This is a genomic window from Mucilaginibacter sp. AK015 (assembly GCF_014200785.1).
Taxonomy (GTDB): Bacteria; Bacteroidota; Bacteroidia; order Sphingobacteriales; family Sphingobacteriaceae; genus Mucilaginibacter.
On record NZ_JACHCV010000001.1, the window covers coordinates 1044275 to 1065739 of the forward strand.

Here is a 21465-nt window from a genome sequence, read left to right on the forward strand (position 1 = left end):
CAGGTACAACCATTAAAGTGCCAATTTGTTTAATATTTGGATATATGATTTATAACTAATAATTTAGTTATATGAAATTCATCGTTACATCTGCCCTTTTTTGCCTTTATTGCGTTGTAAGTTTTGCACAGTCGAAAGTAGACGACGCCCTGTTATTAGACTACTACCAAAATCAGCGTTTTGCCGAAGCTGCCGACTATCTTAAAAGCTCCTACCCCGAACCTGTAACAGATATAAAAGCTTTAGGACAGCTGGCTTATACCAATAGCCTGGCCGGCAGGCTGGCATTTGCCGAAGATTATTACCAGCGTATTTACAATATCGATTCGACTAACATTAAGGTATTGATCAGCCTTGGGGGGCTTAATATGCGCAGGGGCAATATTACAAAGGCCGAAGGTTATTATAAAAAGATAACAGCTCGTGATACCACCAACTTTATGGTTTACAAGCAGCTTGCGAGCATCAGTCGCGATAAAAATGATATCACATCCTATATTGTTTACCTGCAAAAGGCCAACTTGCTAAACCCAGCCGAACCGGATGTTGCAGCCGACCTGAGCGATATATATGTAAACATGAAGCTCAACACGCAGGCCGAAAAGGTATTAAACCAGGCCATTGCCAACGATAAAGAAAATATTGTTTTGTTGAACAGCCTGATGAAGTTACAATATGCCCAAAAGAAATGGCCCGAAACCATCAGCACCTGCCTTAAACTGGTAAATGCGGGCAGTCAATCGGGATTGGTATTAACTAAATTGGGGGTTGCCTATTATAACATCAAAAGTTACGAATGCAGCTTGGCTGCCTTTATGGATATTGATGAACAGGGCCGTAGCGAAACCAGCTATTACTATACCGCGCTTGCCTACAAAGCGCTTAAAGATCAACGGATGGCTATAGTTTATCTGGATAAAGCCATTACCGAAGGCATATCGCCAAACACTGCAGCCTATTACGGCGAAATGGCCGATAGCAACGAAAAACTGCGCCATTATAAAAACGCGCTGGCTGCCTATCAAAAAAGCCTTCAATTTAATGAAACCCCGATGGTATATTACTCGCTTGCAAACGTTTATGACACCAATTTGAAAGATAAAAAAAGCGCTGTTAAATACTATAAAAAGTACCTGGCAAGTAAGCCACCGGTTGATAAGCAGAAGAGCTTTATTGAGTATACAAAAAGCCGGATAGCGGTGTTGAGCCGTTAATTTATATAAAAACACGCTGTGATTTGGAATGAGCGATAGCGAGGAGAAATTTTGTTCGAAAGAATAAGGTTATTTGTAAGATGTCATGGTGAGCCTGTCGAACCATTATTAGCGCGTACGGGTCTTCGACAAGCTCAGGCTGACAGTTGAATTACCTGTTCATCAATCTTGCAACATACTTACCAATAATATCAAACTCCAGGTTTACTACGCTGCCTTCGCGCACATTGTGCAGGTTGGTATGCTCGTAAGTATAAGGTATTATAGCGACAGAGAAATGATCCGGACCGGAGTTTACAACTGTAAGACTGATGCCATTAACACATATCGAACCTTTTTCGACCGTTACATTGCCTTGCGAAGCATCATAACTAAAAGTGTACTCCCAGCTGCCATCCAACGCTGTAAACCTTGTACAAGTAGCAGTTTGGTCAACATGCCCCTGAACAATATGGCCATCCAGGCGGGCGTTCATTTGCATACAGCGTTCCAGGTTAATGGGTTCGCCTACCTTAAGCCGGCCCAGGTTAGTTTTATTAAGGGTCTCATCAATCGCAGTAACGGTATGTATGCCATCGCCAAGGGCAATAACCGTTAAGCAAACACCATTGTGCGCTACCGACTGATCTATTTTAAGCTCGTGGGCTATGGCCGATGCTACCGTAATGTGCAAGTTACCCTGTTCGCGGCGCAAGTCGGTCACTTTACCTAAAGTTTCAATAATTCCTGTAAACATGCGGCAAAAGTACAGATTTTTAAGCTTGCCATGCGTTACAGAAACATCATAAAAAAAGCGGTTAACCTTCGTTAACCGCTTTTGTGTCAGGTAGAACTAATTGCTATAATATTTCAACATCATAAGTTTTGCCGCCAAAGGTTACTTTAGCTTTGTGGCCGCCCAAAAACTGGATAGTACCCGAGTAACTGAAATCTTTGCCTGCGTTGGTGCCGTTTGAGACAAAAGTTGCGGTACCGGCAGTAATATCAAAAGGCTGTGTGGTAGAGTCTACTACCAACCCGGTTAAAGTGTAAGCGTTATTCTGCACCATATACTCGCCATCTTTTTTGGTTACTGTTTTATAAACTGAAACCTGGTTACCGTCAACCTGCATCCTTGCATATTCGGGTGCTAAGGCTTTCAGTGTATAAAATTCTTTTACAGTTATATCGTAGGTACTGAAAGGGTTAAAGCCGGTATTAACATAGCTGCCGCTGTAAGTATAGCCATTAGGATTGTTGTTTGCATCGCAGCTGATCACATACTTATTAGTTCCGTTCATTACATCTTTAACCGAATCGCCTTTGGTGTAAATATTATTGTAAGGCTGCTCTATATATTCACCACAGGTAAGGTCGTTAACCTTTTTGCCATTACGCACACTGTTTATAACAGGCAGGCCTGTAAGGGCGTTTTTGCTGGCAATGGTACTGCCAAACGAATGATATAAGTTTACCGCTATAGTTTTAGCGATTGTAGCGCTATCGTCTTTTGTTGATTTAGATGAATTATCTTTTTGGCAGGATGAGTACGACAATACAGCTGTGGCTAATAAAGCTATTACAGCTATGGGTTTAAATTTCATTATCATAATAAATAGTAATAAAGTTACTTATATACCCCAAAAGTACTTCATTTATAATCGTTTACACAAAAAATTTTCACTTTACTGAAACAAAATTTCAATTTAAGAAATGCGAAAAAATTACCGTTATGTTTGCCCTTTGATTAAATATAAAAGTTTAATTAACCATTAATACACAAAAAATGTAATAAAGGCTTATCCCCTGATTTGAGGGTTATCTGTAAAAAAAGCATCATGTTTATCCGAAGAAAACTTGGCGGCGTTATATACATTCGATGGCGACGCTGTTTGAAGCCGCATTGTATGGCTGGTTCAACTGTTCATTATCCAGGCGGGATATCTCTGCATCGCCCAGCAAAATAAGCCAATAGCTTTTTTACACTTGCCAAATAGCTGTTACCTGCATTGTCCATCAGTTTTATTTATTTAAAACAAGTATTCAGATCAACCCTTTTGTTACGCAGGTCCTTACCGCCTTCTATAACAGATTTTAAATTGGCCAGGTAAAAAGTCCACCCTATCTGGCATTGCACCAGTAAATTTTTTTCCGGGTCGCTCTCCTGCGGTATATCTGTTTGTTCAAGTTCGATGATGGTTAACCCGTTACGGGTGGAAAAAGACACCCTTACGGTAGTACCGCCCGTAAAGGTGAACCGCAGTAAGTCGTGGCCGTTTGCTTCAAGTATCCTCCCTTTTTCAAACACATTGTTGTGGTGTCCGTGCCAGTACCATACATAGGTATCCTCCTTGGCAATTTGCTCGTCATTCGCACGCAGCCGCTGCGGTACGGTATAAAAATCGGCTTTGCGCAGAAACCATTTTTCGAGCCCGCCGGGGGTTGTCCAGGCCAGGTAAAGGCTGCGCATATCAGCGTTATAATCGCCGCATAATTTAAATTTTTTCCAGCGGGTATCTTCCATAGCTACCAGGTTAATAAAAATGTGTGCATATAAAATTAACCATAATACTTTGTGTTTTGTAATTTGCCACCAAAACAATTTATGCCAAAACAAAGCGCGGGAATATTGCTGTACAGGCGGGCGAATGGTTTACTGCAGGTTTTCCTGGTACATCCCGGCGGCCCGTTCTTCCGTAATAAGGATAACGGTTCGTGGTCGGTACCCAAAGGCGAGTACATTGACGGGGAAGAACCGCTTACCGCTGCCAAACGGGAATTTGAAGAAGAGACCGGGCAAATCATTAACGGAAATTTTATAAAGCTGCAGCCTGTAAAGCAAAAAAGCGGCAAAACGGTACATGCCTGGGCTGTTGAAGGCGATATTGATCACGAAAAGATTGTAAGCAACGTTTTCGAAATAGAATGGCCACCCCGCTCCGGCAAAAAAGCCACCTTCCCCGAAGTTGACCGTGCCGAATGGTTTACCATTGACGAAGCCCGGGTAAAAATTATACCGGCACAGGTTGGGTTGATAGAGGAATTGGAGAGGTTGGTGTAAATCAAGCCATCTTTTACGAAGCGATTTAAGATATATTGTTAGCCAAATTTTACCGGCAGCCATATTTTGATAGGTTTATGTTTCATTAACGGCAGTCCGCTCAATTGCCGCGGAGGGCTGTTACTTTGTCTTGATACAAAGTAACCAAAAATAAAGTCAGCAAAAAGGCTTCTTTCCCGCACAAGCCTTTACCCTGCAAACCGGGCAGAACCACGGCTGGAATCTTTTGCATCACGCTTCGCCGCACATGCCCGGCGCTTCACAGAACAGGGCGCAGCCTCGACTTTTCTTTGGTCACTTTCTTTTGAGAAAAAAGAAAGTGACATCCACTGGCAATCACCACTCACTTCCATTCCTAATGGAGAACCACGTAGATTTTTCCTATCTCCTGTTCCTTACCCAATTACTCTCATCCACAGCGGCAGTTTCGGTAAAGGCGATCTTCTTAGCGCTCAATAGCTTTTCCATTATCAATGTAGCTATAAGGGCTTCGGTTTCGTTACCTGTTTGCAGCGATTCGGGGGTGAAATATTTTTTCACAAAGTGCGTATCAAAATTACCTGATGTGAACGCCTCATGCTGCATTACAAATTTGCCAAAAGGCAGTGTGGTCGTAATGCCGGTGATCATATACTCGTCGATAGCGCGGATCATTCGCTCAATGGCTTCAGTACGGTCTTTACCATAGGTTATCAGTTTGGCTATCATGGGGTCGTAATAGATGGGGATCTCCATTCCCTGTTCAAAGCCATCGTCAACCCTAACGCCGGGGCCTTTGGGGGTAACATAGGTTTGCAGGGTGCCAATATCAGGTAAAAAGTTATTATCGGGGTCTTCGGCATAAACACGCAGTTCCATAGCGTGTCCCTGTATCTCCAGATCTGTTTGTTTAAAACTGATGGCTTCGCCGCGTGCTATTTTAATCTGTTCTTTTACCAGATCTATGCCTGTTATCAGTTCGGTAACCGGGTGCTCCACCTGCAGGCGGGTGTTCATCTCCAGGAAAAAGAAGTCCAGCTTTTCGTCCATGATAAACTCTACGGTACCCGCGCCGGTATAATCAACTGAGCGTGCTACATCTACGGCGCATTTGCCCATTGCTTCGCGTATTTGCGGCGTTAGTACAGATGAGGGGGCTTCTTCCACCACCTTTTGGTGCCGGCGCTGTACCGAGCAATCGCGCTCGAACAGGTGCACGATATTGCCATGTGTGTCTCCTAAAACCTGTATCTCAATATGCCGCGGCGACGAAACATAACGCTCTATAAATACCGAACCATCGCCAAAGGCTGATATAGCTTCGGATACGGCCAGGCTCATTTGTTCTTCAAAATCTTCAGGCGTGTCTACTATGCGCATACCCTTACCGCCACCGCCGGCAGCGGCTTTGATCAATATCGGGAAACCCACCTCAATGGCCCGCAGCTTAGCCTCGGCAACATCGGTAATGGCCTCTTCGGTGCCCGGCACCATAGGTATATTGTATTTTAAAGCGGCCGCCTTGGCAGAAAGCTTGTTACCCATCACTTCCATCGCCTCGGGCGAGGGGCCTATAAGGATCAGTCCTGCCTCGCGAACCAGGCGGGCAAACGCGGCATTTTCGCTCAAAAACCCGTAACCCGGATGAATAGCTTCTGCACCGGTTTGTTTACAGGCGGCAATTATTTTATCCCCTACAAGGTATGATTGACTTGACGGCGCTTCGCCGATGAACACTGCTTCGTCAGCATAACGTACGTGAAGCGCGTTGCGGTCGGCTTCAGAATAAACAGCTACAGTTTTTATGCCCATTTCGCGGGCCGAGCGCATTACACGTAAAGCTATCTCGCCCCGGTTTGCTACCAATATTTTTTGCATAGGTAACAAATGTAATTATTCTATCGAAAGGCTGAAATATCGGCGCGGGGTATTAACGTTTTTCTTTTTTGCCGCTGCTTTTTCTGATGACAAGAAATAATGCAAGCACCACAAATATGGCGATACCTACAAATGCGAATGGTAATAACATAATATTTAGTTTAATTTATTAACTAAACATTAATAAACGCTATGGGTTTTCAAAAATTTGAATTAGGCTTGCTCACCCGCAACGATATGCTCCTTCTCAATCTTCTTTTGCAGTTCTAAGATCGAGCCTATCAAAGCCTCGGGGCGTGGCGGGCAGCCCTGCACATACACATCAACCGGGATAACCCTGTCAACCCCTTTTACAACATGGTAACCATGCTGCCAGTACGGGCCGCCGCAGTTGCTGCACGATCCCATCGAGATAACGTATTTAGGGTCGGGCATTTGCTCGTACAGGCGTTTAATGCGCTCGGCCATTTTAAAGGTAACCGTGCCGGCGATGATGATCACATCGGCCTGCCGTGCAGATGGCCGCGGGAAAACGCCAAACCTGTCCAGATCGTACGTCGACGCCATAGCGCCCATCATCTCTATCGCGCAGCAGGCTATGCCAAAGCTTAACGGCCATAAAGATGACAGCCTTGCCCAGTTAAGCAGGTCGTCCATCTTGGTGACAACAATGCCACCGTTTTCGTTGGTCAGGTCAGGCGTCATTAGCTGGTTTTTTAAATGCTGGTTTAAACATGGGCTTGCGTGGTTCGGTTGCAGGTGCTTTAATGCTTGGAGATGTTGGGGTTACCGCGATTGCAGGCTCTGCTACTTCCAAACTAAATTGCTTTACCTTAAAGTCGCCCTGTTTAGCGTTCAGGTCGTCATATAACGATCGCGGGATGCGCGCATCTGTTTGCGGCAGTGTAACATTCGGCTTTATCCAGTTCAGGTCGCCCTTGCGCCATACATAGGCCAGGCCCAGTATCAGTATCCCTAAAAAGATAAACATTTCCGTAAGCGCGATCCACCCCCAGCGTGCATCTGTTGCTATAATTTCGCGGTTACCGAAAACAGTTGCCCACGGAAAAACAAACACCATCTCCACATCAAACAACAAAAACACCAGGGCTATAACATAAAAGCGCGAATTGAACGGCAGCCAGGCGCTGCCTGTAGGCTCTTCGCCGCATTCGTAGGTGGTAAGCTTTTCGGGGGTTGGGTTGCGGGGCGATAAAAGACGGTTGGTAAAAAATAATCCGCCTATTGCCACAATGCCCGTAATTAAAAAGATAAGTATCTTTCCAAATTCTGATATTTGCGCCACACCATCCATGACAGCAAATTTAACAAAACAATCAAACTTTGACGCTATAATTATCGGCGGCGGCGCCTGCGGATTAATGTGCGCGGTACAAGCCGGCTTTTTGGGCAAGCGCACTTTGGTATTGGAGAAGAACGATAGGGTTGGCGCCAAGATACTGATCAGCGGCGGCGGCAGGTGCAACTATACCAACCTGTACACCACTCATAAACAATTCATTTCGCAGAACGAGCACTTTAGCCGCTCGGCCCTGGCGCAATGGACGGTGGAGGATACTATCAGTTTTTTTGAAACCCATGGGATTGAAGGCAAGGAAAAAATCCTGGGCCAGCTGTTCCCGATAACGGATAAGGCTAAGGATGTAGTAAACGCGTTTACAAGCCTTTGCACCGATCTTGAACAGGAAATTTGGTGCGATACAGAGGTTATAAATGTTGAAAAGGTTGAAAATGGTTTCAATATCGGCATTAATAAAAATGGTAGCCAGCAACAATTGTTCTCGCCCAAACTGGTTGTAGCCAGCGGCGGGCTGCCTATACCTAAAATGGGCGCTACCGATTTTGGCCTGCGTGTAGCCCGTAAGTTTGATATTGGGGTTACCGAAACCTCCCCCGCCCTGGTGCCGCTTACCATTACGGGTAAAGACCAGCCCTGGTACGAACAATTATCGGGTAACAGTATTTTTTGCCGGGTTTGGAACGACAGGGCAAGCTTCGAGGAAAATATTCTTTTTACCCACTGGGGACTCAGCGGACCTGCTATCCTGCAGATCTCGTCGTACTGGAAACCGGGGGAATATATTTACATAGACCTGCTGCCGGGTAAGGATATTATTGAACTGATACTGCAGGAGCGCGAGCAAAATGGCAAGAAAATGCTGCCCGCTTATCTGTCTAACCTTTTCACCCGCAAGTTTGCCGAAGCGTTGATAGACCATATTCCTGCCGATAAAAACCTGGCCTCGTTAACAAAAACAGAACTGGAAGCCCTTAGTACGCTGCTCCACCAGTTTAAGGTGAAACCCGCCGGCACCAAAGGTTATGATAAGGCCGAAGTAATGACAGGCGGCGTAGATACCAACGAGCTATCCTCAAAAACCCTTGAAAGCAAAAAAATTCCCGGCCTTTTTTTCGGCGGCGAGTGTGTGGATGTTACCGGCTGGCTTGGCGGCTACAACTTTCAGTGGGCATGGGCAAGCGGTTTTGTAATAGCGCAGAATTTGTAGTGCGGATATGCAAATGTGCAGATGTGCAGATGTGCAGATGAGACAATTCACGACCGCGCGCAAAGTTCGTATGGCTCAAAATGTGAAGTACTGCGACGACAGAACTAATAACTGATTGTCATTTCGAACGAAGTATGAGGAGAAATCTTATACGATTGATATGTTGTAACATGCAAGGCGTATAAGATTTCTCGTCGTCCCATTTCACCGCCCCGCACCAGCTGGCTCGAATTGACATAATGTTTATAAAAAAGGCCGCAAAGTATATTTGCGGCCTTTTTATTTTTATCTGAGTAAATGTTACGGCTTAGTTTCTGGAGCAGGCTGTTGCTGGCCTTCGGCTGGTTTGTTACCGCCCGGTGCCTGTCCATTACGCGGCGGGCGCGGCAGCTCAGATGCCCTTACTACCTCAGGGTGTTGAACACCACGGTGGCAGGTATAACAATTAACATTACTCTCTACCACCATATTGGTGCTATCTTTTTTGGAGTGAAAATACTTTTTGTTAATAGCCTGGGTCATTTTATACATGTTGCGGGCCATTTCTTTTTCAGGCTTGGCATCGTTGGCCCAATCCATTTTTTTGGTATCCTCGTTGCGTACATGGCAAAAGCTGCAACGCGCGCCTAAAGCATGCTCCCACTCCTCCATTACCTTATGCAGCTCTTTATCTGATATATCTTTTGGCAAAACCTTAAGGTTTGCAAACTTGTCGCCATCAGCCGGTACCGCTGCCGGCGACATGGCCATAAATACTACTGCTGATAGCAGCCCTATTGTGGCCAGTAATTTTTTATTCATTGTCATACAAATATTCAGGTTGTGTGTTTAAACTTCTAAACTAAAACAAATTATTAATAATAGCAATCCCGCTATGGTTCTTTTTGGAAAAATCAGCCCAGGTAAGGTGCCACAAGTTCCATGCTCAACTCCCACAACCTGTCGCGGCCTACTTCGTTGGTTGCCGCCGCCGAAGTATTTGCCGGGTGCCTGTTTTTAAAATACTTGCCGCTTTTAGCATCAATTCGGGGGGCCGATGCCAGGTAAATACTGGTTTGGGCACCTGTTTCGGCCGATATCATAAACGGCCGTGCCAGCCACATTAATGTTTTACCAATACCGGTAAGCCCGGTACCAAAGCGGGTGTTAACCAATCCCGGGTGCACCGCAAATGCACTTATTCCTTTAGGGCCATATTTTAACGCCAGCGACCGTGTAAAATAAATATTAAATAACTTGGCCGTGCCATAGGCCTTCCATGCAGCGTAAGGCCGCTTTGTCCATTGCAGGTCGTTGAAGTTTGGTTTAGCCATGCGGTGCGCTTCCGAGCTTACATTAATAATCCGGGCCTGGCCTTTCTCTAACAATGGCAAAAGGTTTTGTACCAGTAAGAAGTGCCCAAGGTGATTTACTGCAAAGGTCATTTCAAAACCGTCCTTACTTTCGCTTCGTTGGTTAAAAATGCCGCCCGCATTGTTTATCAATACGTTAATAGCCAACAAACTGCTTTTTAACATACCAGCGGCGTTCCTGACGCTTTCCAGGTCGGCAAGGTCGCAATGCACCACGTAAACACTTTTGTTTTTTGTGATGGCTATAATATCCTGCTTAAGTTCCTCGCCTCGTACGGTATCGCGCACCAGCAAGTAAAGCGCATGGTCTTTTTTGGCCAGGGCAATTGCGGTCTCTTTTCCTATACCGGATGTTGCCCCTGTTATAACTGTAGTTGTGATAGGCATAACTTAATCAATTAAGGTTTGTAAAACTAAAACAATTTGGCCAAAAGGCAAACGTGTATTAAGCCAATTAACTGATTTATAAAACGATATATATCTATAAATCTGTTAAGCTTACTCAGAATTAACAGTAAAAAATATTTGTTAAATTTTGTTAAACAGTTTGCACTGTTACGAAATAGTCGTATGTTTACGAAATAATCGTAGAAGCATGGAGAAATTATCACAACAGGAAGAAGAAGCAATGCAGGCAGTTTGGCTTGCGGGTACCGGTTTTATTAAAGATTTTCTTGACCAGATGACCGAACCGAAACCGCCCTATACCACCCTTGCATCCACCATAAAAAATCTTGAACGCAAAGGTTTTGTAAAGGGCGAAAAACTGGGCAACTCGTACCGCTACACGCCGTCCATTGCTGAAGAAGAGTATAAAAAACGCTTTATGAGCGGTTTTGTAAGCGACTATTTTAAAAACTCGTACAAAGACCTTGTTACCTTTTTCGCCAACGAAAAAAAGATAAGCGCTACCGAGTTAAAAGAGATCCTTAACCTGATAGAAAAACCTAAATCATAATAAAATGCCAGCCTTATTTGTCTTTTTATTTAAAGTAAATATTGCACTGCTGCTGTTTTGCGCAGGCTACTACCTGGTGCTACGCCACCTTACGTTTTATACGCTTAACAGGGCTTATTTAATGGTTGCCATAATGTTTGCAACCCTTTACCCAAAAATAGACCTGAGCGATTTTGCATTGCGCCACGAAACATTGACCAGGCCGGTGCAAACGGTGGTATTAAACTGGCAGGCACCCGCCCAAACTTTTATTAAACCCTTAACCCAACCTAACTATTGGCAATGGGCCGCGGTGATATTCTGGATAGGGGCCGTTTTTTTGGCTTTTAGGCTAATGATGCAACTGTTTTCGCTGTTCCAATTGTACCGCAGGTCGCGGCCGGCGCGAATCCTTGATCATGATGTAAGGGTTATTGAGGGCGAAGCCGCGCCATTCTCTTTCTGGCGGAGCATCTATGTAAACCCGGCAAACCACACCCCTGCCGACCTGAAAGCTATTTTACTGCACGAACAGGTGCACGTTAACGGCTGGCATACCATTGATATTTTACTGGCCGAACTAAGTAGTATTTTTTACTGGTTTAACCCCGGCATTTGGCTGATGAAAAAGGCCGTGCGCGAAAACATTGAGTTTATAACCGACAGAAAAATTTTAAACAATGGTATTGATAGTAAAGCCTACCAATACAGCCTGGTAAACGTGAGTTTTAACGCCACTACCCCCGGCATTGTAAACCATTTTAATATTTCAACCATTAAAAAACGCATAATTATGATGAACGCTAAAAGATCTTCGAGGTTTACACTTACGCGGTATGCGTTTGTGGTGCCTGCTGTTATTGCATTACTGCTGGTATTTACACTGTCAAAAGCTGATGTTGCCAAACCAATCACCCATAAAATAGCTGTTGCTATAAAACCGGTTACCTCAGCTATAAAAGAAGCGGCTGAGACCGCCATGACCATTACTTTAACCGATACCGTGCCGGTTAAAAAGGCAAAATCAGCGCCGGTTATACAAAACGACAATGAAAAAGTAACCATAAACCAGGTATTTACGGTTACAAAAGCCGATACCGGCAAAAAACGGAAGTTATACATCAGGACATCTACAACAAATAATATCGATTCGATGAACGTGGTATTAAACGGCAAAAAGATAACTAACGGAAAATTCTCGGAAATTGACCCTGAAACAATATCGAGTGTTAACATTGTTAGCGCCAGCAAAATAAAAAGCCTGCTGGATGCCAATCCAAATTACACCTTCGACAATAACGACCAGGTTATTTTTGTTACCACAAAAGATTCGAAAGAAGGAAAAGAACTTGCCGAAAAACTGGGCGTAAACCGCCAGATAACCAACATCAGGATAAACGGTGTAACAAAAGACCGCAACCACCTAACCTTAAAGGAAACAGCGTTGGTAAATTCGTTACCTGGCCTAAAGGGCACACTGAACGATGTAGTTGTAATTAACGGCAGCCCGGCCCAAACTACCGACAAACTAAACGAAGTTGTGGTACAGGGCTATGGTACAAACATTTTAACAAACGATACCGCCGTGGTAGTTAAAGGCTATCCTTCAAAAGTTGCTGGCAAAGAAGTTTATGTAACCGGCGTACCTTCAAAACGTTATACAGTGACAACAGGTTCAGTATATTATCCGTCAGCAATAAACTTAAAGCGCAGCAGTACTATCGACAGGATATCAGATAAGCTGATCGTTATTGATGGTAAGGTTGCCAGCGAAAAAGAAATGAAAAAGTTATCAGCCTTTGATATCGACAGGATGAGCGTGAGCAGGGATAACGATGCGGATACCCTGAAAAAGTATGGCGAGAAGGCTAAATATGGTGTGGTTTATATCTACACCAAAAAAGGAAAATAATCAGATCAGTTAATAGTTAACCATCAGGTTGATTGGGACAAGCCCGATCGACCTTTTTTGGTTGAGAAATACAACTCCCTCCCGTGGGAGGGTGCGATGGAATGTGTAGTGGCGGGGAGGGGTTTATACGCTAAGTATGTCGCATACACCCCTCCCTGCACCCTCCCGCCGGAAGGGAATCGCACAAGTCCTGCACTAACTCGCTGCCGCCAGCTTCTCGTTCTCTAAGATCTCCAGCAGTGCTTTTTCGGCTTTATTAAGTTCGGCGGCCTTAATATCCTTATCTTCATCAAGCGCCTCGATGTACTTAAATATGGTGCGTTCTTCGTAGCTTTTTATAACGGTAGGATGCACATAGTATTTTTTGCATACCGTGCGGGTATTGCCAAGGTTTATAGCTACCTCGTCAAGCACGCTTACTATCTTCCTTTTACATTCGGCTATGGTGTCAAAGCTGCCCTGGTCTTTAAAAGCGTACAATGCGCTTACGCTGCCTGCCCAGGTACGAAAATCCTTAGCGGTAAAATCTTCGCCGGTAATTTCTTTTAAGTAAGCGTTTATATCGCCAGAGCCTATGGTGCACCTGCTGCCATCTTCGTTATAATACTGAAACAGTTCTTTGCCCGGTATATCCCTGCATTGCTTAACCAGCCAGGCCAGCTTTTTACTTTGCAGGGCAATTTTATGCATTACGCCTTTTTTTCCCTTAAACTGAAAATTAAGCTTACTGCCTTCAATTTTTACATGTTTATCCATCAAAGTGGTTAAGCCGAACGAGCCGTAAAGTTTTTTATACGACTCGTTACCAACACGTATGCTGGTCAGTTCCATCAGCCGCACCACAAGCGCTACTACCTTTTCGTGATCGAGTTTCTTACGGGCAAGGTCCTGATCGACCCGCTGACGTATGGCGGGCAAATGTGCCGCGAAGGTTTGCAGCCGGTGATATTTGGATTGATTGCGTATCTGGTTCCAATAAGTGTGATAACGGTATTGCTTGCGCCCCGCCGCGTCAGTACCCGTAAACTGCAGGTGGCCGTTCTCGTACGGCGATATCCAGACATTGGTATACGCAGGCGGTATTACCAGTTTGTTGAAACGCGAGATAAGCTCTTTATCTTTAACCGTATTACCGTCGGCATCGATATAACGCCAGCCCTTACCAGCCTTTTTGCGTGTATAGCCGGGTACCGAGTCTGATACATAGCGCAGCCCAACCGCTTTTGCGGTTATCTTGGGGTCGCGGCCAATTTTTTCGAGTTTTTTTAACAGGCGGTTCATGTGTATGATACAACATGCGTTTAAGTCGAAAGTTTTAAGTCGGAAGGCCCAAGTAGAAAATTACAATTCACTTAAGACTTAGAGCTTTAGACTAAAGACTTTTCAGCACTTCCACCACATACTCTACCTGCTCCGGGTGTACATCCAAATGCGTTACAAAACGTATGCGGTGGGTATCGGTGCTGTTAGCCTTTATGCCCTTTTCGGCCAGTTTATCCAATATGGCATCGGCAGGCTCGGTGGTGTCAAATAAAACGATGTTGGTTTCAACGGGCACTACGTTGGTTACCCATGGGCATTGGGCCAGTTCTTCGCCTAAGATGCGCGCGTGGGCGTGGTCTATCTTTAGCCTTTCTACGTGATGGTCGAGGGCGTAAATACCTGCCGCGGCCAGGAAACCCGCCTGGCGCATACCGCCGCCCAATACCTTGCGTATGCGGCGGGCATATTTTATGGTAGCCTTATCCGCCAGCAAAACAGAGCCTACCGGCGCACCCAGGCCTTTTGATAGGCATACCGAAATACCATCGAAGTATTTGCCGTAATCTGAAGCGCTGTCGCCCGTGTGCGCAAGCGCGTTAAAGATACGCGCGCCATCCAAATGCAGCTTTAAGTTTTGCTGTTGGCACAGTTCGGCAATGGGCCTTATATGTTCTAACGTATAGCAGCTCCCGCCGCCCTTGTTCACCGTATTTTCCAGCACTACCAAACTGGTATGTGGGTAGTGTATGTTTTCGGCGTTTATTTCGGGCGCTATCATTTCGGCGGTAAGGATGCCCCGGTAACCATTAAGCAAGCGCGTTGATACCCCTGAGTTAAAGGCGATGCCCCCACCTTCGTAACGGTAAACATGCGCGGTTTGGTCGGCAATCAGTTCGTCAAGCGGGTGGGTAAAACATTTAATGGCTATCTGGTTGGTCATGGTACCCGATGGGCAGTAGATCGCGTCTTCCATGCCAAACATGCCCGCCGCCTTTTGCTCAAGCGCGTTAACGGTTTCGTCCTCGCCAAACACATCATCGCCCACCTTGGCGCTCCACATGGCCTCAAGCATTCCCGGGGTCGGTTTAGTTACGGTATCGCTGCGCAGATCAACTGTTATCATGTCAAAAATTCCATTATATTTGGTTTCAAATCTAAACCATTTATGAAAAAAATTTTACTCCTGCTTTGTATTTTAAGTATTACATTTTCGGCGAAGGCGCAATTATTTGGCAAACATTACGACGAAGGGGCTTACTATGATCTTGACGGCGTCAAACACACAGGGCTTATTTCATGGGCGGCCCCCGAAAAATCGCTTTTCGCAGGTGACGGCGACAAAATTTATTATAAGCCTGAAAAAAAAAGCCGACAACTCAAAGATTAAATCCACCGAACTAAGATCTTTTATCGTCGGTACAGACAGCTTTGTGGTATCGCAAAATAAAATATTTAGCTGGAAACCTTTCTTACACGTCTTAGTGAATACCAACGACACCCTAAAATTATATTGTTCTATGGAGAAACGTCCTGCTGCCGGTGTTGGCATGGGTGTGGGCAGTATCGGGGCGGCAGCACTGTCCGTAGGTGCGAGCTTTAGTTACAACAAAAAGTCGTATTATTATGGAAAAACGCCTGATAATGTTGTTAAGTTGGACAAGAAACATTTTATAGAAGTAATGAGCGCAATGATGGCCGATAAACCCGAAACTGTTGAGCGCATAAAAAGCAAGAAATTGCGTTTAGGGGATATGGATGATCTGCTGTACTTTTACAAATACGGTATTATGCCTCCGGCACAGGCCCCTGATCCATTCAGCGGTTCAAATAATTAAACCATGCGCAAAATAACACTGATACTTTTCATCCTTGCCGGCTGGCTTACTGCCAATGGCCAGGGCCCACAACGCAAATGGTTCGAGGGTACGGTTTACCACACCAGCGGCGAGATATTCGACGGGCTGATATCATGGCAACCGCCCCACAAAGGCGAGTACGCCGATGGCGACCAGATACTATACACCGCCAACGAGCACTCAGAGGTATTCCCTATCCCCTATTATAAAATAAAATCGTTTGTAATGGGTGCCGATAGCTTTGTGGTATCGCACAACGTGCTGTTTAAAAACAACCCGTTCATGATCGTATCGCTTGATAACCCTACTAAACTTTTTACGCTTAAAACAGCTAAGAACGGCTTCCCGCTGATACTCAACACCGGTGGCGGCGGCGGCAATTTTGGCGTAGGCGTGGGCATAGCTACCACTGTTGGCGGCGGCACCCGCACTACTTATTATTATGGCACCAATAAGGATAATGTTGCCAAACTGGAGAAGAAACAGTTTATTGAGGTGATGAGCAATATTATGGCCGACAAGCCCGACGTGGTGGCCAAAATTAAAGATAAAACATTTCGTTATGGTGATATGGAAGACCTGCTGACCTATTATAAAACAGGGCAAATGCCAAAAAGATCATATGATTATTAATTATATACTTCCCGTTAAACATATTTTTAAAGCCGCACTTGCCTTGTTATTTATACTGATAACAAGTAGCAGGGTTATGGCACAAAAATGGCTGCCGGGCTTTTTTATCGATATAAAAGGCGTAAAAACCGAAGGCTTCATCCACCCTAACCCCGGCGGTAAGGGGCCGATAAAAAACGAAGGCTTTATTGAGTTTAAGGACGAGGAAAAATCCACCCCCTATTTTTTGAGCACCAGCGACCTGCAGTCGTTTGTAGCAGGTAAGGATAGCTTTGTGGTGGCGCACGCGCCCGGCAACGAAACCTGGGCCAAAAAGGACTTTGATTTTGTACGCGTAGCCGTTAACGAGGAAATGAAAATTTATGCTACCCGCGGCGCAGGCAGCGGTGGCAGCGGCGGCAAAAAGGTGCGGGTAGCACCATCAATGGGCGTTGGCGCGGGCACTTACGGCGCATCGTACGGCGGCGGTTTAGGTATAAGCATAGGTGGCGGCGAGGGCGGCAGCAACAATACCAGGCTAAGCTATTACTATGGCAGCAACACGGCTAATATGCAGCACCTCACCAGCGAAAACTTTAACGATATCATGAGCGAGGTAATGGCTGATGAACCCGAAGTGGTTGAGCAGATACGCAACAACCGCTTTAGCCTGGGCAGCATAGAAAAGCTGATAGCGTACTTTTATAAAGTAAAGGCCTCGCACAGGTAAAATTCTTAAAACTTTTTAGGTGTGCTGTGTGTCGTTAGTACATAATATTGCAGCCTTATGCCCGAAAAACATCCAGAAGCGCCGAAACAGCCCAAAAAAGAGCTTACCTATATAGAAAAGGTATGGCACACAGTAGCCATAGTAGCCTTGCTGGTGGTGGCCATTTTGATAGCGCGCGTAGCCTTTAATGTGCTGCTGATGATACTTGCCGGATCGTTAATAGCGGTATACTTTCATGGCCTTGGCGATATTATTGAACGCCGCACCAAGTGGAACCGCAAATGGTGCATGACCATATCTGTTGGCGGGTCATTTTTACTTTTGGGCGCATTGTTTTGGTTTATGGGCACTACCATACAGGGGCAAATTGCCATCCTTAGCGAAAGCCTGCCCCAAACCATCAGCAATTTAAAGTTAAAGCTTGGCGAAAGTCCCCTCGGCGCCAAGGTGCTCAAATATTTCAATGATGATAACAGCGATAAGGTATTCTCTACCGCGCGCAGCTTTTTTAGCACCAGCTTTGGTGTGCTGGGCAATATTTACATCATACTGTTTCTGGGGATATTCTTCACTACACACCCCTCGTTGTATAAAGATGGCATCATTAAACTCTTTCCGGTTCAGAATAAGCCTATGGCGCGGCAGGTAATAGACCGTACCAGCCAGGCATTAAAAGGCTGGCTTAAAGGCACCATGCTTTCGATGGTGCTGATATTTATCATGATAAGCATTGGTTTATACATCATTGGCATACCCGTGGCCCTGGTGCTGGCGCTTTTAACCGGCCTGCTAAAATTGATACCCAACTTTGGCTCATTGGCCGCAATGATACCCGGCGTACTGCTGGCATTAACAAAGGACGTTAATACTGCTATTATTACCGCGTTGCTCTACATGGTGTCGCAAACCATCGTGAGTAATATTGTTACACCCCTCATTCAAAAAAAGATGATCAACATACCCCCTGCTTTAACCATTATCAGCCAGGTTATTATGGGGGTATTATCGGGCGTGTTGGGTATTATATTAGCGGTACCGCTGCTTTCGATCTGTATAATCCTGGTAGACGAGCTGTATATCAAAAAGATTAATCCCGAAGAAGCCAACGATAACAAGGTTGGTAAACGTACCGTCGACAGCGATTGAAGCAGTTGGACAGCGGACAGTTGGCGGTTGGCAATTGGCAATTGGCAATATCCGGAAAAAGTAAAGGCCTGTCCGTTAACTAACGGACAGGCCTTTTTAATTTTGACTTTTAACTTTTAACTTAAGACTTTAGATTTAACTATTGCCCTTGCGCCAGTGTGTATCCTATTTTACCATCAAATTTCATCAGGAACTCTACCGAGCATACTTTAAAATCTTCCGACAAGTCGGCAGCGATATGCAGTATCTCTTTTTGAGTAATATCGGTGCCTTCCTTCTTTTCAAAACGCATACGATACTCGTTCACCAGCTCGGTAAAAATGGAACCGGTTGGCCATACCTGCGTACCCCTGTTTGATATCATCACTAAATGAAAGTTATCTATCAGTTTACGCTGGGCTATTTCGGCAAGTTCGTTTGGCTGCTTGTTAGATTGTACAAACACATCTACCCCTATCATCTCTTCTTTTGTGTTGGCGTTGGTAACGGTAAGCTTGTTTTTTGAAGGATGATCGTGGTTGGCTTTCACTTCCATATCCGGCTGCCCTACCACGGCGCCCTTTGCAGGGGTTTTTCCCAGGTTACTTATCACCGCGTCGGCAAACGCTTCGGTATTAACCGATGGGATTGCTTTGTCGCCAAAATCACCGGTATGTACCCCTTGTTCAAGGGTGTAAAGCAGCGAGTTTTCGATAGTAGCGGCAGCGGTAGTAAAACCAAGATAGCGCAGCATGGATATACCCGATAGCAGTAAAGCCGTAGGGTTGGCAATACCACGACCGGCAATATCAGGCGCGGTACCGTGTACGGCCTCGAAGATGGATATGTTATCGCCAATGTTGGCAGATGGGGCAAAGCCAAGGCCGCCAACCAAACCTGCGCACAGGTCAGATACGATATCGCCCTGTAAATTGGTTAACACGATAGATTGGAACATCTCCGGCCTTGAAACCAGCTTCATACACAAATCATCCACAATAATATCTGATGATTCGATATCCGGGTATTCACGTGCTATCTCATAAAATGTTTCCAGGAACATGCCATCGGTAAGTTTCATGATATTGGCCTTGTGGCCGCAGGCCAGTTTGGTATAACCCTTACGGCGAGCCATTTCAAAAGCATACCGTATTACCTGCGCCGAACCCGGGCGGGTAATGATACGGCGGCCAACAGCCACATCGTTGGTTAGCAAATGCTCTATACCGCCGTAGGTGTCTTCAATATTTTCGCGTACTATGGTCAGGTTAATGGGGATACCTGCTTTTGAAAAAACAGTGTCAACACCATTTAAAGATCTAAAATCGCGTTGGTTGGCATAAGTGTTCCACACCTTGCGGGCGGTTACGTTAATACTTTTTACGCCTTTGCCCTTAGGGGTTTCCATAGGGCCTTTAAAAAGCAGGCCTAAGCGCTCAATAGTTTCTTTAGCCAGGGCGGTCATGCCGGTAGAGTGGCCTGCATCAAAATAAGATTTGCCCATTTCTACAAACTCGTAATCGAGCTGTACATTGGCGGCTTCAAATATGCGGAGAACGGCTGCCATAATTTCGGGGCCTATGCCGTCACCTTTTGCTACTGCTATTTTGGTTTTCATGAAGTTGTATAGAGGTAAGTAAAAACAGCGCAAATATAGGCTTTTTAAGGGTATTTTTAGCCAACAGCCTACCTATTGCACTCAATTTGTGACAATTAAAACAGCTTTGTTTGCAGATAGTTTGAGGAGATATTTTTACAAGCAATAATTCTTCAACCGCTATTTAAAAGATTTAGGTAAATTTGCATCCTACAATGAAAGCATTTTACGGCGATTTAAAATTAGGGATTTTAGGCGGCGGCCAGTTGGGCCGCATGCTTATACAGCAGGCAATAAACTATAACGTTACCGTTAAGGTACTCGACCCCGACCGCGAGGCGCCCTGCCGCAAGCTTTGCAACGAGTTTGTTGTGGGATCGCTGGGGGACTACGAAACGGTTTACAACTTTGGTAAAAAGGTTGACCTGCTAACCATCGAGATAGAAAAGGTAAACGTTGACGCGCTGGAGCAACTGGAGAAAGAAGGGGTGCTGGTTTACCCGCAGTCACGTATTATCAGGCTGATACAGGACAAAGGCCTGCAAAAACAGTTTTTTAAAGAGAACGACATACCAACCGCCGAGTTCCAGGTGATAGCATCGCCCGAGCAACTGGCGCAAAGTCATATCCCCTTTCCCTACATTCAAAAGTTGCGCCGCGATGGTTACGACGGCAAAGGCGTTTACCGCGTAAACGATGAAAGCTATCTGCCCAGCGCCTTTACGGAGCCGAGCATTATTGAAAGGATGGTTGATTTTGAGAAAGAGATTGGCGTAATTGTAGCCCGTAACGAAAGTGGCGAGGTAAGGACCTTTCCGCTGGTTGAGATGGAGTTTAACCCCGAAGCTAACCTCGTAGAGTTTTTGATCACCCCCTCTACTTTCCCTTTTGAGGTGCAGATGGAGGCCGAAAATATTGCTAAACGTATAGCCGAAACGCTGAACATTATTGGCATACTGGCAGTAGAAATGTTCCTGACCAAAGATGGTAAGATACTGGTGAACGAGTTGGCCCCACGCCCGCACAACAGCGGCCATCAAAGCATTGAAGGTAACGTGGTATCGCAGTTTGAGCAGCATTTACGTGCCATATTTAACCAGCCCCTTGGCGATACCGCCTGCCTGAGCAACGCCATTATGGTAAATATTTTAGGCGAAGCAGGTTACGAAGGCCCAGCCATTTACCAGGGCATCGAAAAAATATTAAAATGTGATGGTGTTTACGTGCACTTGTACGGTAAAGCGCTAACTAAGCCTTTCCGTAAAATGGGCCATGTTACCATTATAGATAATGACAGAGAAAGAGCCATAGAAAAGGCACGGTATGTGCAGCAGACGCTAAAAGTGATTGCATAGAAGTAAACAAAAATTAAACCCACGTCATTGCGAGGTACGAAGCAATCTCTTTAGGACAATTAGACACCCTGTATAAAGGATTTGCTC

General features: G+C 45.3%; 22 protein-coding genes. 11 read left to right on the forward strand and 11 right to left on the reverse strand.

Features of this window, described 5'->3' with window-relative positions; all coding sequences use genetic code 11:
• The first annotated feature begins 71 nt into the window (after window positions 1–71).
• On the forward strand, window positions 72–1214 hold the full coding sequence (locus tag HDC91_RS04480) for a lipopolysaccharide assembly protein LapB (protein ID WP_183548799.1): 1143 nt from the start codon (window positions 72–74) through the stop codon (window positions 1212–1214).
• A gap of 151 nt (window positions 1215–1365) precedes the next feature.
• Here HDC91_RS04480 and HDC91_RS04485 read toward each other — a convergent pair whose 3' ends face one another.
• The 3 genes from HDC91_RS04485 to HDC91_RS04495 all read right to left on the reverse strand — a co-directional run bounded on the left by HDC91_RS04485 (window position 1366) and on the right by HDC91_RS04495 (window position 3717).
• Window positions 1366–1950 (reverse strand): riboflavin synthase, encoded by a 585-nt coding sequence (locus HDC91_RS04485; protein ID WP_183548801.1) that lies wholly within the window; start codon window positions 1948–1950, stop codon window positions 1366–1368.
• A gap of 103 nt (window positions 1951–2053) precedes the next feature.
• Window positions 2054–2797 carry a hypothetical protein gene (locus HDC91_RS04490; protein ID WP_183548803.1) on the reverse strand — a complete coding sequence of 248 codons (744 nt, stop codon included), beginning with the start codon at window positions 2795–2797 and terminating at the stop codon, window positions 2054–2056.
• Between the two features lie 422 nt (window positions 2798–3219).
• A complete protein-coding gene (locus HDC91_RS04495) occupies window positions 3220–3717 on the reverse strand; it encodes an SRPBCC domain-containing protein (RefSeq protein ID WP_183548805.1) in 498 nt (165 codons plus the stop codon).
• A gap of 81 nt (window positions 3718–3798) precedes the next feature.
• Between HDC91_RS04495 and HDC91_RS04500 the strand changes: the two genes are divergently transcribed.
• Window positions 3799–4254: an NUDIX domain-containing protein gene (locus HDC91_RS04500; protein ID WP_183548807.1), complete on the forward strand. Its 456-nt coding sequence runs from the start codon at window positions 3799–3801 to the stop codon at window positions 4252–4254.
• Window positions 4255–4635: 381 nt separating this feature from the next.
• Here HDC91_RS04500 and accC read toward each other — a convergent pair whose 3' ends face one another.
• The 3 genes from accC to HDC91_RS04515 all read right to left on the reverse strand — a co-directional run bounded on the left by accC (window position 4636) and on the right by HDC91_RS04515 (window position 7426).
• Window positions 4636–6111, reverse strand: coding sequence for an acetyl-CoA carboxylase biotin carboxylase subunit (accC, locus tag HDC91_RS04505; protein ID WP_183548809.1), 1476 nt, complete (start codon window positions 6109–6111; stop codon window positions 4636–4638).
• A 213-nt stretch (window positions 6112–6324) separates the two neighbouring features.
• Complete coding sequence (locus HDC91_RS04510; RefSeq protein ID WP_183548811.1) at window positions 6325–6816, reverse strand: NADH-quinone oxidoreductase subunit B; 492 nt, start codon at window positions 6814–6816, stop codon at window positions 6325–6327.
• Complete coding sequence (locus HDC91_RS04515) at window positions 6806–7426, reverse strand: NADH-quinone oxidoreductase subunit A (protein WP_183548813.1); 621 nt, start codon at window positions 7424–7426, stop codon at window positions 6806–6808. The genes HDC91_RS04510 and HDC91_RS04515 overlap by 11 nt, the downstream gene beginning before the upstream one ends.
• Here HDC91_RS04515 and HDC91_RS04520 point away from each other — a divergent pair.
• Window positions 7425–8639 (forward strand): NAD(P)/FAD-dependent oxidoreductase, encoded by a 1215-nt coding sequence (locus HDC91_RS04520; RefSeq protein WP_183548815.1) that lies wholly within the window; start codon window positions 7425–7427, stop codon window positions 8637–8639. The genes HDC91_RS04515 and HDC91_RS04520 overlap by 2 nt on opposite strands.
• A gap of 300 nt (window positions 8640–8939) precedes the next feature.
• On the opposite strand, the gene HDC91_RS04525 is transcribed toward HDC91_RS04520, so the two are convergent.
• On the reverse strand, window positions 8940–9440 hold the full coding sequence (locus HDC91_RS04525; protein WP_183548817.1) for a c-type cytochrome: 501 nt from the start codon (window positions 9438–9440) through the stop codon (window positions 8940–8942).
• Window positions 9441–9532: 92 nt separating this feature from the next.
• The gene (locus HDC91_RS04530; RefSeq protein WP_183548819.1) at window positions 9533–10378 is read right to left on the reverse strand and encodes an SDR family oxidoreductase; all 846 of its coding nucleotides are present in this window, start codon (window positions 10376–10378) and stop codon (window positions 9533–9535) included.
• A gap of 208 nt (window positions 10379–10586) precedes the next feature.
• Between HDC91_RS04530 and HDC91_RS04535 the strand changes: the two genes are divergently transcribed.
• On the forward strand, window positions 10587–10949 hold the full coding sequence (locus tag HDC91_RS04535) for a BlaI/MecI/CopY family transcriptional regulator (protein WP_183548821.1): 363 nt from the start codon (window positions 10587–10589) through the stop codon (window positions 10947–10949).
• Window positions 10950–10953: 4 nt separating this feature from the next.
• Window positions 10954–12840, forward strand: coding sequence for a M56 family metallopeptidase (locus HDC91_RS04540; protein WP_183548823.1), 1887 nt, complete (start codon window positions 10954–10956; stop codon window positions 12838–12840).
• Between the two features lie 195 nt (window positions 12841–13035).
• On the opposite strand, the gene HDC91_RS04545 is transcribed toward HDC91_RS04540, so the two are convergent.
• Both HDC91_RS04545 and HDC91_RS04550 read right to left on the reverse strand, forming a co-directional pair.
• On the reverse strand, window positions 13036–14121 hold the full coding sequence (locus HDC91_RS04545) for a DNA topoisomerase IB (protein ID WP_183548825.1): 1086 nt from the start codon (window positions 14119–14121) through the stop codon (window positions 13036–13038).
• A 91-nt stretch (window positions 14122–14212) separates the two neighbouring features.
• A complete protein-coding gene (locus tag HDC91_RS04550; RefSeq protein ID WP_183548827.1) occupies window positions 14213–15226 on the reverse strand; it encodes a low specificity L-threonine aldolase in 1014 nt (337 codons plus the stop codon).
• Window positions 15227–15268: 42 nt separating this feature from the next.
• On the opposite strand from HDC91_RS04550, the gene HDC91_RS04555 reads away from it, so the two are divergent.
• The 5 genes from HDC91_RS04555 to HDC91_RS04575 all read left to right on the forward strand — a co-directional run bounded on the left by HDC91_RS04555 (window position 15269) and on the right by HDC91_RS04575 (window position 18447).
• On the forward strand, window positions 15269–15490 hold the full coding sequence (locus tag HDC91_RS04555; protein WP_183548828.1) for a hypothetical protein: 222 nt from the start codon (window positions 15269–15271) through the stop codon (window positions 15488–15490).
• A 130-nt stretch (window positions 15491–15620) separates the two neighbouring features.
• The gene (locus HDC91_RS04560) at window positions 15621–15938 is read left to right on the forward strand and encodes a hypothetical protein (RefSeq protein ID WP_183548829.1); all 318 of its coding nucleotides are present in this window, start codon (window positions 15621–15623) and stop codon (window positions 15936–15938) included.
• Between the two features lie 3 nt (window positions 15939–15941).
• The gene (locus HDC91_RS04565) at window positions 15942–16592 is read left to right on the forward strand and encodes a hypothetical protein (RefSeq protein WP_183548830.1); all 651 of its coding nucleotides are present in this window, start codon (window positions 15942–15944) and stop codon (window positions 16590–16592) included.
• Window positions 16593–16668: 76 nt separating this feature from the next.
• The gene (locus tag HDC91_RS04570) at window positions 16669–17301 is read left to right on the forward strand and encodes a hypothetical protein (protein ID WP_183548831.1); all 633 of its coding nucleotides are present in this window, start codon (window positions 16669–16671) and stop codon (window positions 17299–17301) included.
• Window positions 17302–17358: 57 nt separating this feature from the next.
• Window positions 17359–18447 carry an AI-2E family transporter gene (locus HDC91_RS04575; RefSeq protein WP_183548832.1) on the forward strand — a complete coding sequence of 363 codons (1089 nt, stop codon included), beginning with the start codon at window positions 17359–17361 and terminating at the stop codon, window positions 18445–18447.
• A gap of 139 nt (window positions 18448–18586) precedes the next feature.
• Here HDC91_RS04575 and HDC91_RS04580 read toward each other — a convergent pair whose 3' ends face one another.
• Complete coding sequence (locus HDC91_RS04580; RefSeq protein ID WP_183548833.1) at window positions 18587–20044, reverse strand: NADP-dependent isocitrate dehydrogenase; 1458 nt, start codon at window positions 20042–20044, stop codon at window positions 18587–18589.
• Between the two features lie 194 nt (window positions 20045–20238).
• On the opposite strand from HDC91_RS04580, the gene HDC91_RS04585 reads away from it, so the two are divergent.
• A complete protein-coding gene (locus HDC91_RS04585; protein ID WP_183548835.1) occupies window positions 20239–21378 on the forward strand; it encodes a 5-(carboxyamino)imidazole ribonucleotide synthase in 1140 nt (379 codons plus the stop codon).
• Window positions 21379–21465 lie beyond the last annotated feature (87 nt).

Excerpts from the sequence above, each read along its gene's own strand:
- HDC91_RS04480 (WP_183548799.1), top strand. The coding sequence starts at position 72 with ATGAAATTCATCGTTACATCTGCCCTTTTTTGCCTTTATTGCGTTGTA.
- HDC91_RS04485 (WP_183548801.1), bottom strand. The coding sequence starts at position 1,950 with ATGTTTACAGGAATTATTGAAACTTTAGGTAAAGTGACCGACTTGCGC.
- HDC91_RS04490 (WP_183548803.1), bottom strand. The coding sequence starts at position 2,797 with ATGAAATTTAAACCCATAGCTGTAATAGCTTTATTAGCCACAGCTGTA.
- HDC91_RS04495 (WP_183548805.1), bottom strand. The coding sequence starts at position 3,717 with ATGGAAGATACCCGCTGGAAAAAATTTAAATTATGCGGCGATTATAAC.
- HDC91_RS04500 (WP_183548807.1), top strand. The coding sequence starts at position 3,799 with ATGCCAAAACAAAGCGCGGGAATATTGCTGTACAGGCGGGCGAATGGT.
- accC (WP_183548809.1), bottom strand. The coding sequence starts at position 6,111 with ATGCAAAAAATATTGGTAGCAAACCGGGGCGAGATAGCTTTACGTGTA.
- HDC91_RS04510 (WP_183548811.1), bottom strand. The coding sequence starts at position 6,816 with ATGACGCCTGACCTGACCAACGAAAACGGTGGCATTGTTGTCACCAAG.
- HDC91_RS04520 (WP_183548815.1), top strand. The coding sequence starts at position 7,425 with ATGACAGCAAATTTAACAAAACAATCAAACTTTGACGCTATAATTATC.
- HDC91_RS04515 (WP_183548813.1), bottom strand. The coding sequence starts at position 7,426 with ATGGATGGTGTGGCGCAAATATCAGAATTTGGAAAGATACTTATCTTT.
- HDC91_RS04525 (WP_183548817.1), bottom strand. The coding sequence starts at position 9,440 with ATGAATAAAAAATTACTGGCCACAATAGGGCTGCTATCAGCAGTAGTA.
- HDC91_RS04530 (WP_183548819.1), bottom strand. The coding sequence starts at position 10,378 with ATGCCTATCACAACTACAGTTATAACAGGGGCAACATCCGGTATAGGA.
- HDC91_RS04535 (WP_183548821.1), top strand. The coding sequence starts at position 10,587 with ATGGAGAAATTATCACAACAGGAAGAAGAAGCAATGCAGGCAGTTTGG.
- HDC91_RS04540 (WP_183548823.1), top strand. The coding sequence starts at position 10,954 with ATGCCAGCCTTATTTGTCTTTTTATTTAAAGTAAATATTGCACTGCTG.
- HDC91_RS04545 (WP_183548825.1), bottom strand. The coding sequence starts at position 14,121 with ATGAACCGCCTGTTAAAAAAACTCGAAAAAATTGGCCGCGACCCCAAG.
- HDC91_RS04550 (WP_183548827.1), bottom strand. The coding sequence starts at position 15,226 with ATGATAACAGTTGATCTGCGCAGCGATACCGTAACTAAACCGACCCCG.
- HDC91_RS04555 (WP_183548828.1), top strand. The coding sequence starts at position 15,269 with ATGAAAAAAATTTTACTCCTGCTTTGTATTTTAAGTATTACATTTTCG.
- HDC91_RS04560 (WP_183548829.1), top strand. The coding sequence starts at position 15,621 with ATGGAGAAACGTCCTGCTGCCGGTGTTGGCATGGGTGTGGGCAGTATC.
- HDC91_RS04565 (WP_183548830.1), top strand. The coding sequence starts at position 15,942 with ATGCGCAAAATAACACTGATACTTTTCATCCTTGCCGGCTGGCTTACT.
- HDC91_RS04570 (WP_183548831.1), top strand. The coding sequence starts at position 16,669 with ATGGCACAAAAATGGCTGCCGGGCTTTTTTATCGATATAAAAGGCGTA.
- HDC91_RS04575 (WP_183548832.1), top strand. The coding sequence starts at position 17,359 with ATGCCCGAAAAACATCCAGAAGCGCCGAAACAGCCCAAAAAAGAGCTT.
- HDC91_RS04580 (WP_183548833.1), bottom strand. The coding sequence starts at position 20,044 with ATGAAAACCAAAATAGCAGTAGCAAAAGGTGACGGCATAGGCCCCGAA.
- HDC91_RS04585 (WP_183548835.1), top strand. The coding sequence starts at position 20,239 with ATGAAAGCATTTTACGGCGATTTAAAATTAGGGATTTTAGGCGGCGGC.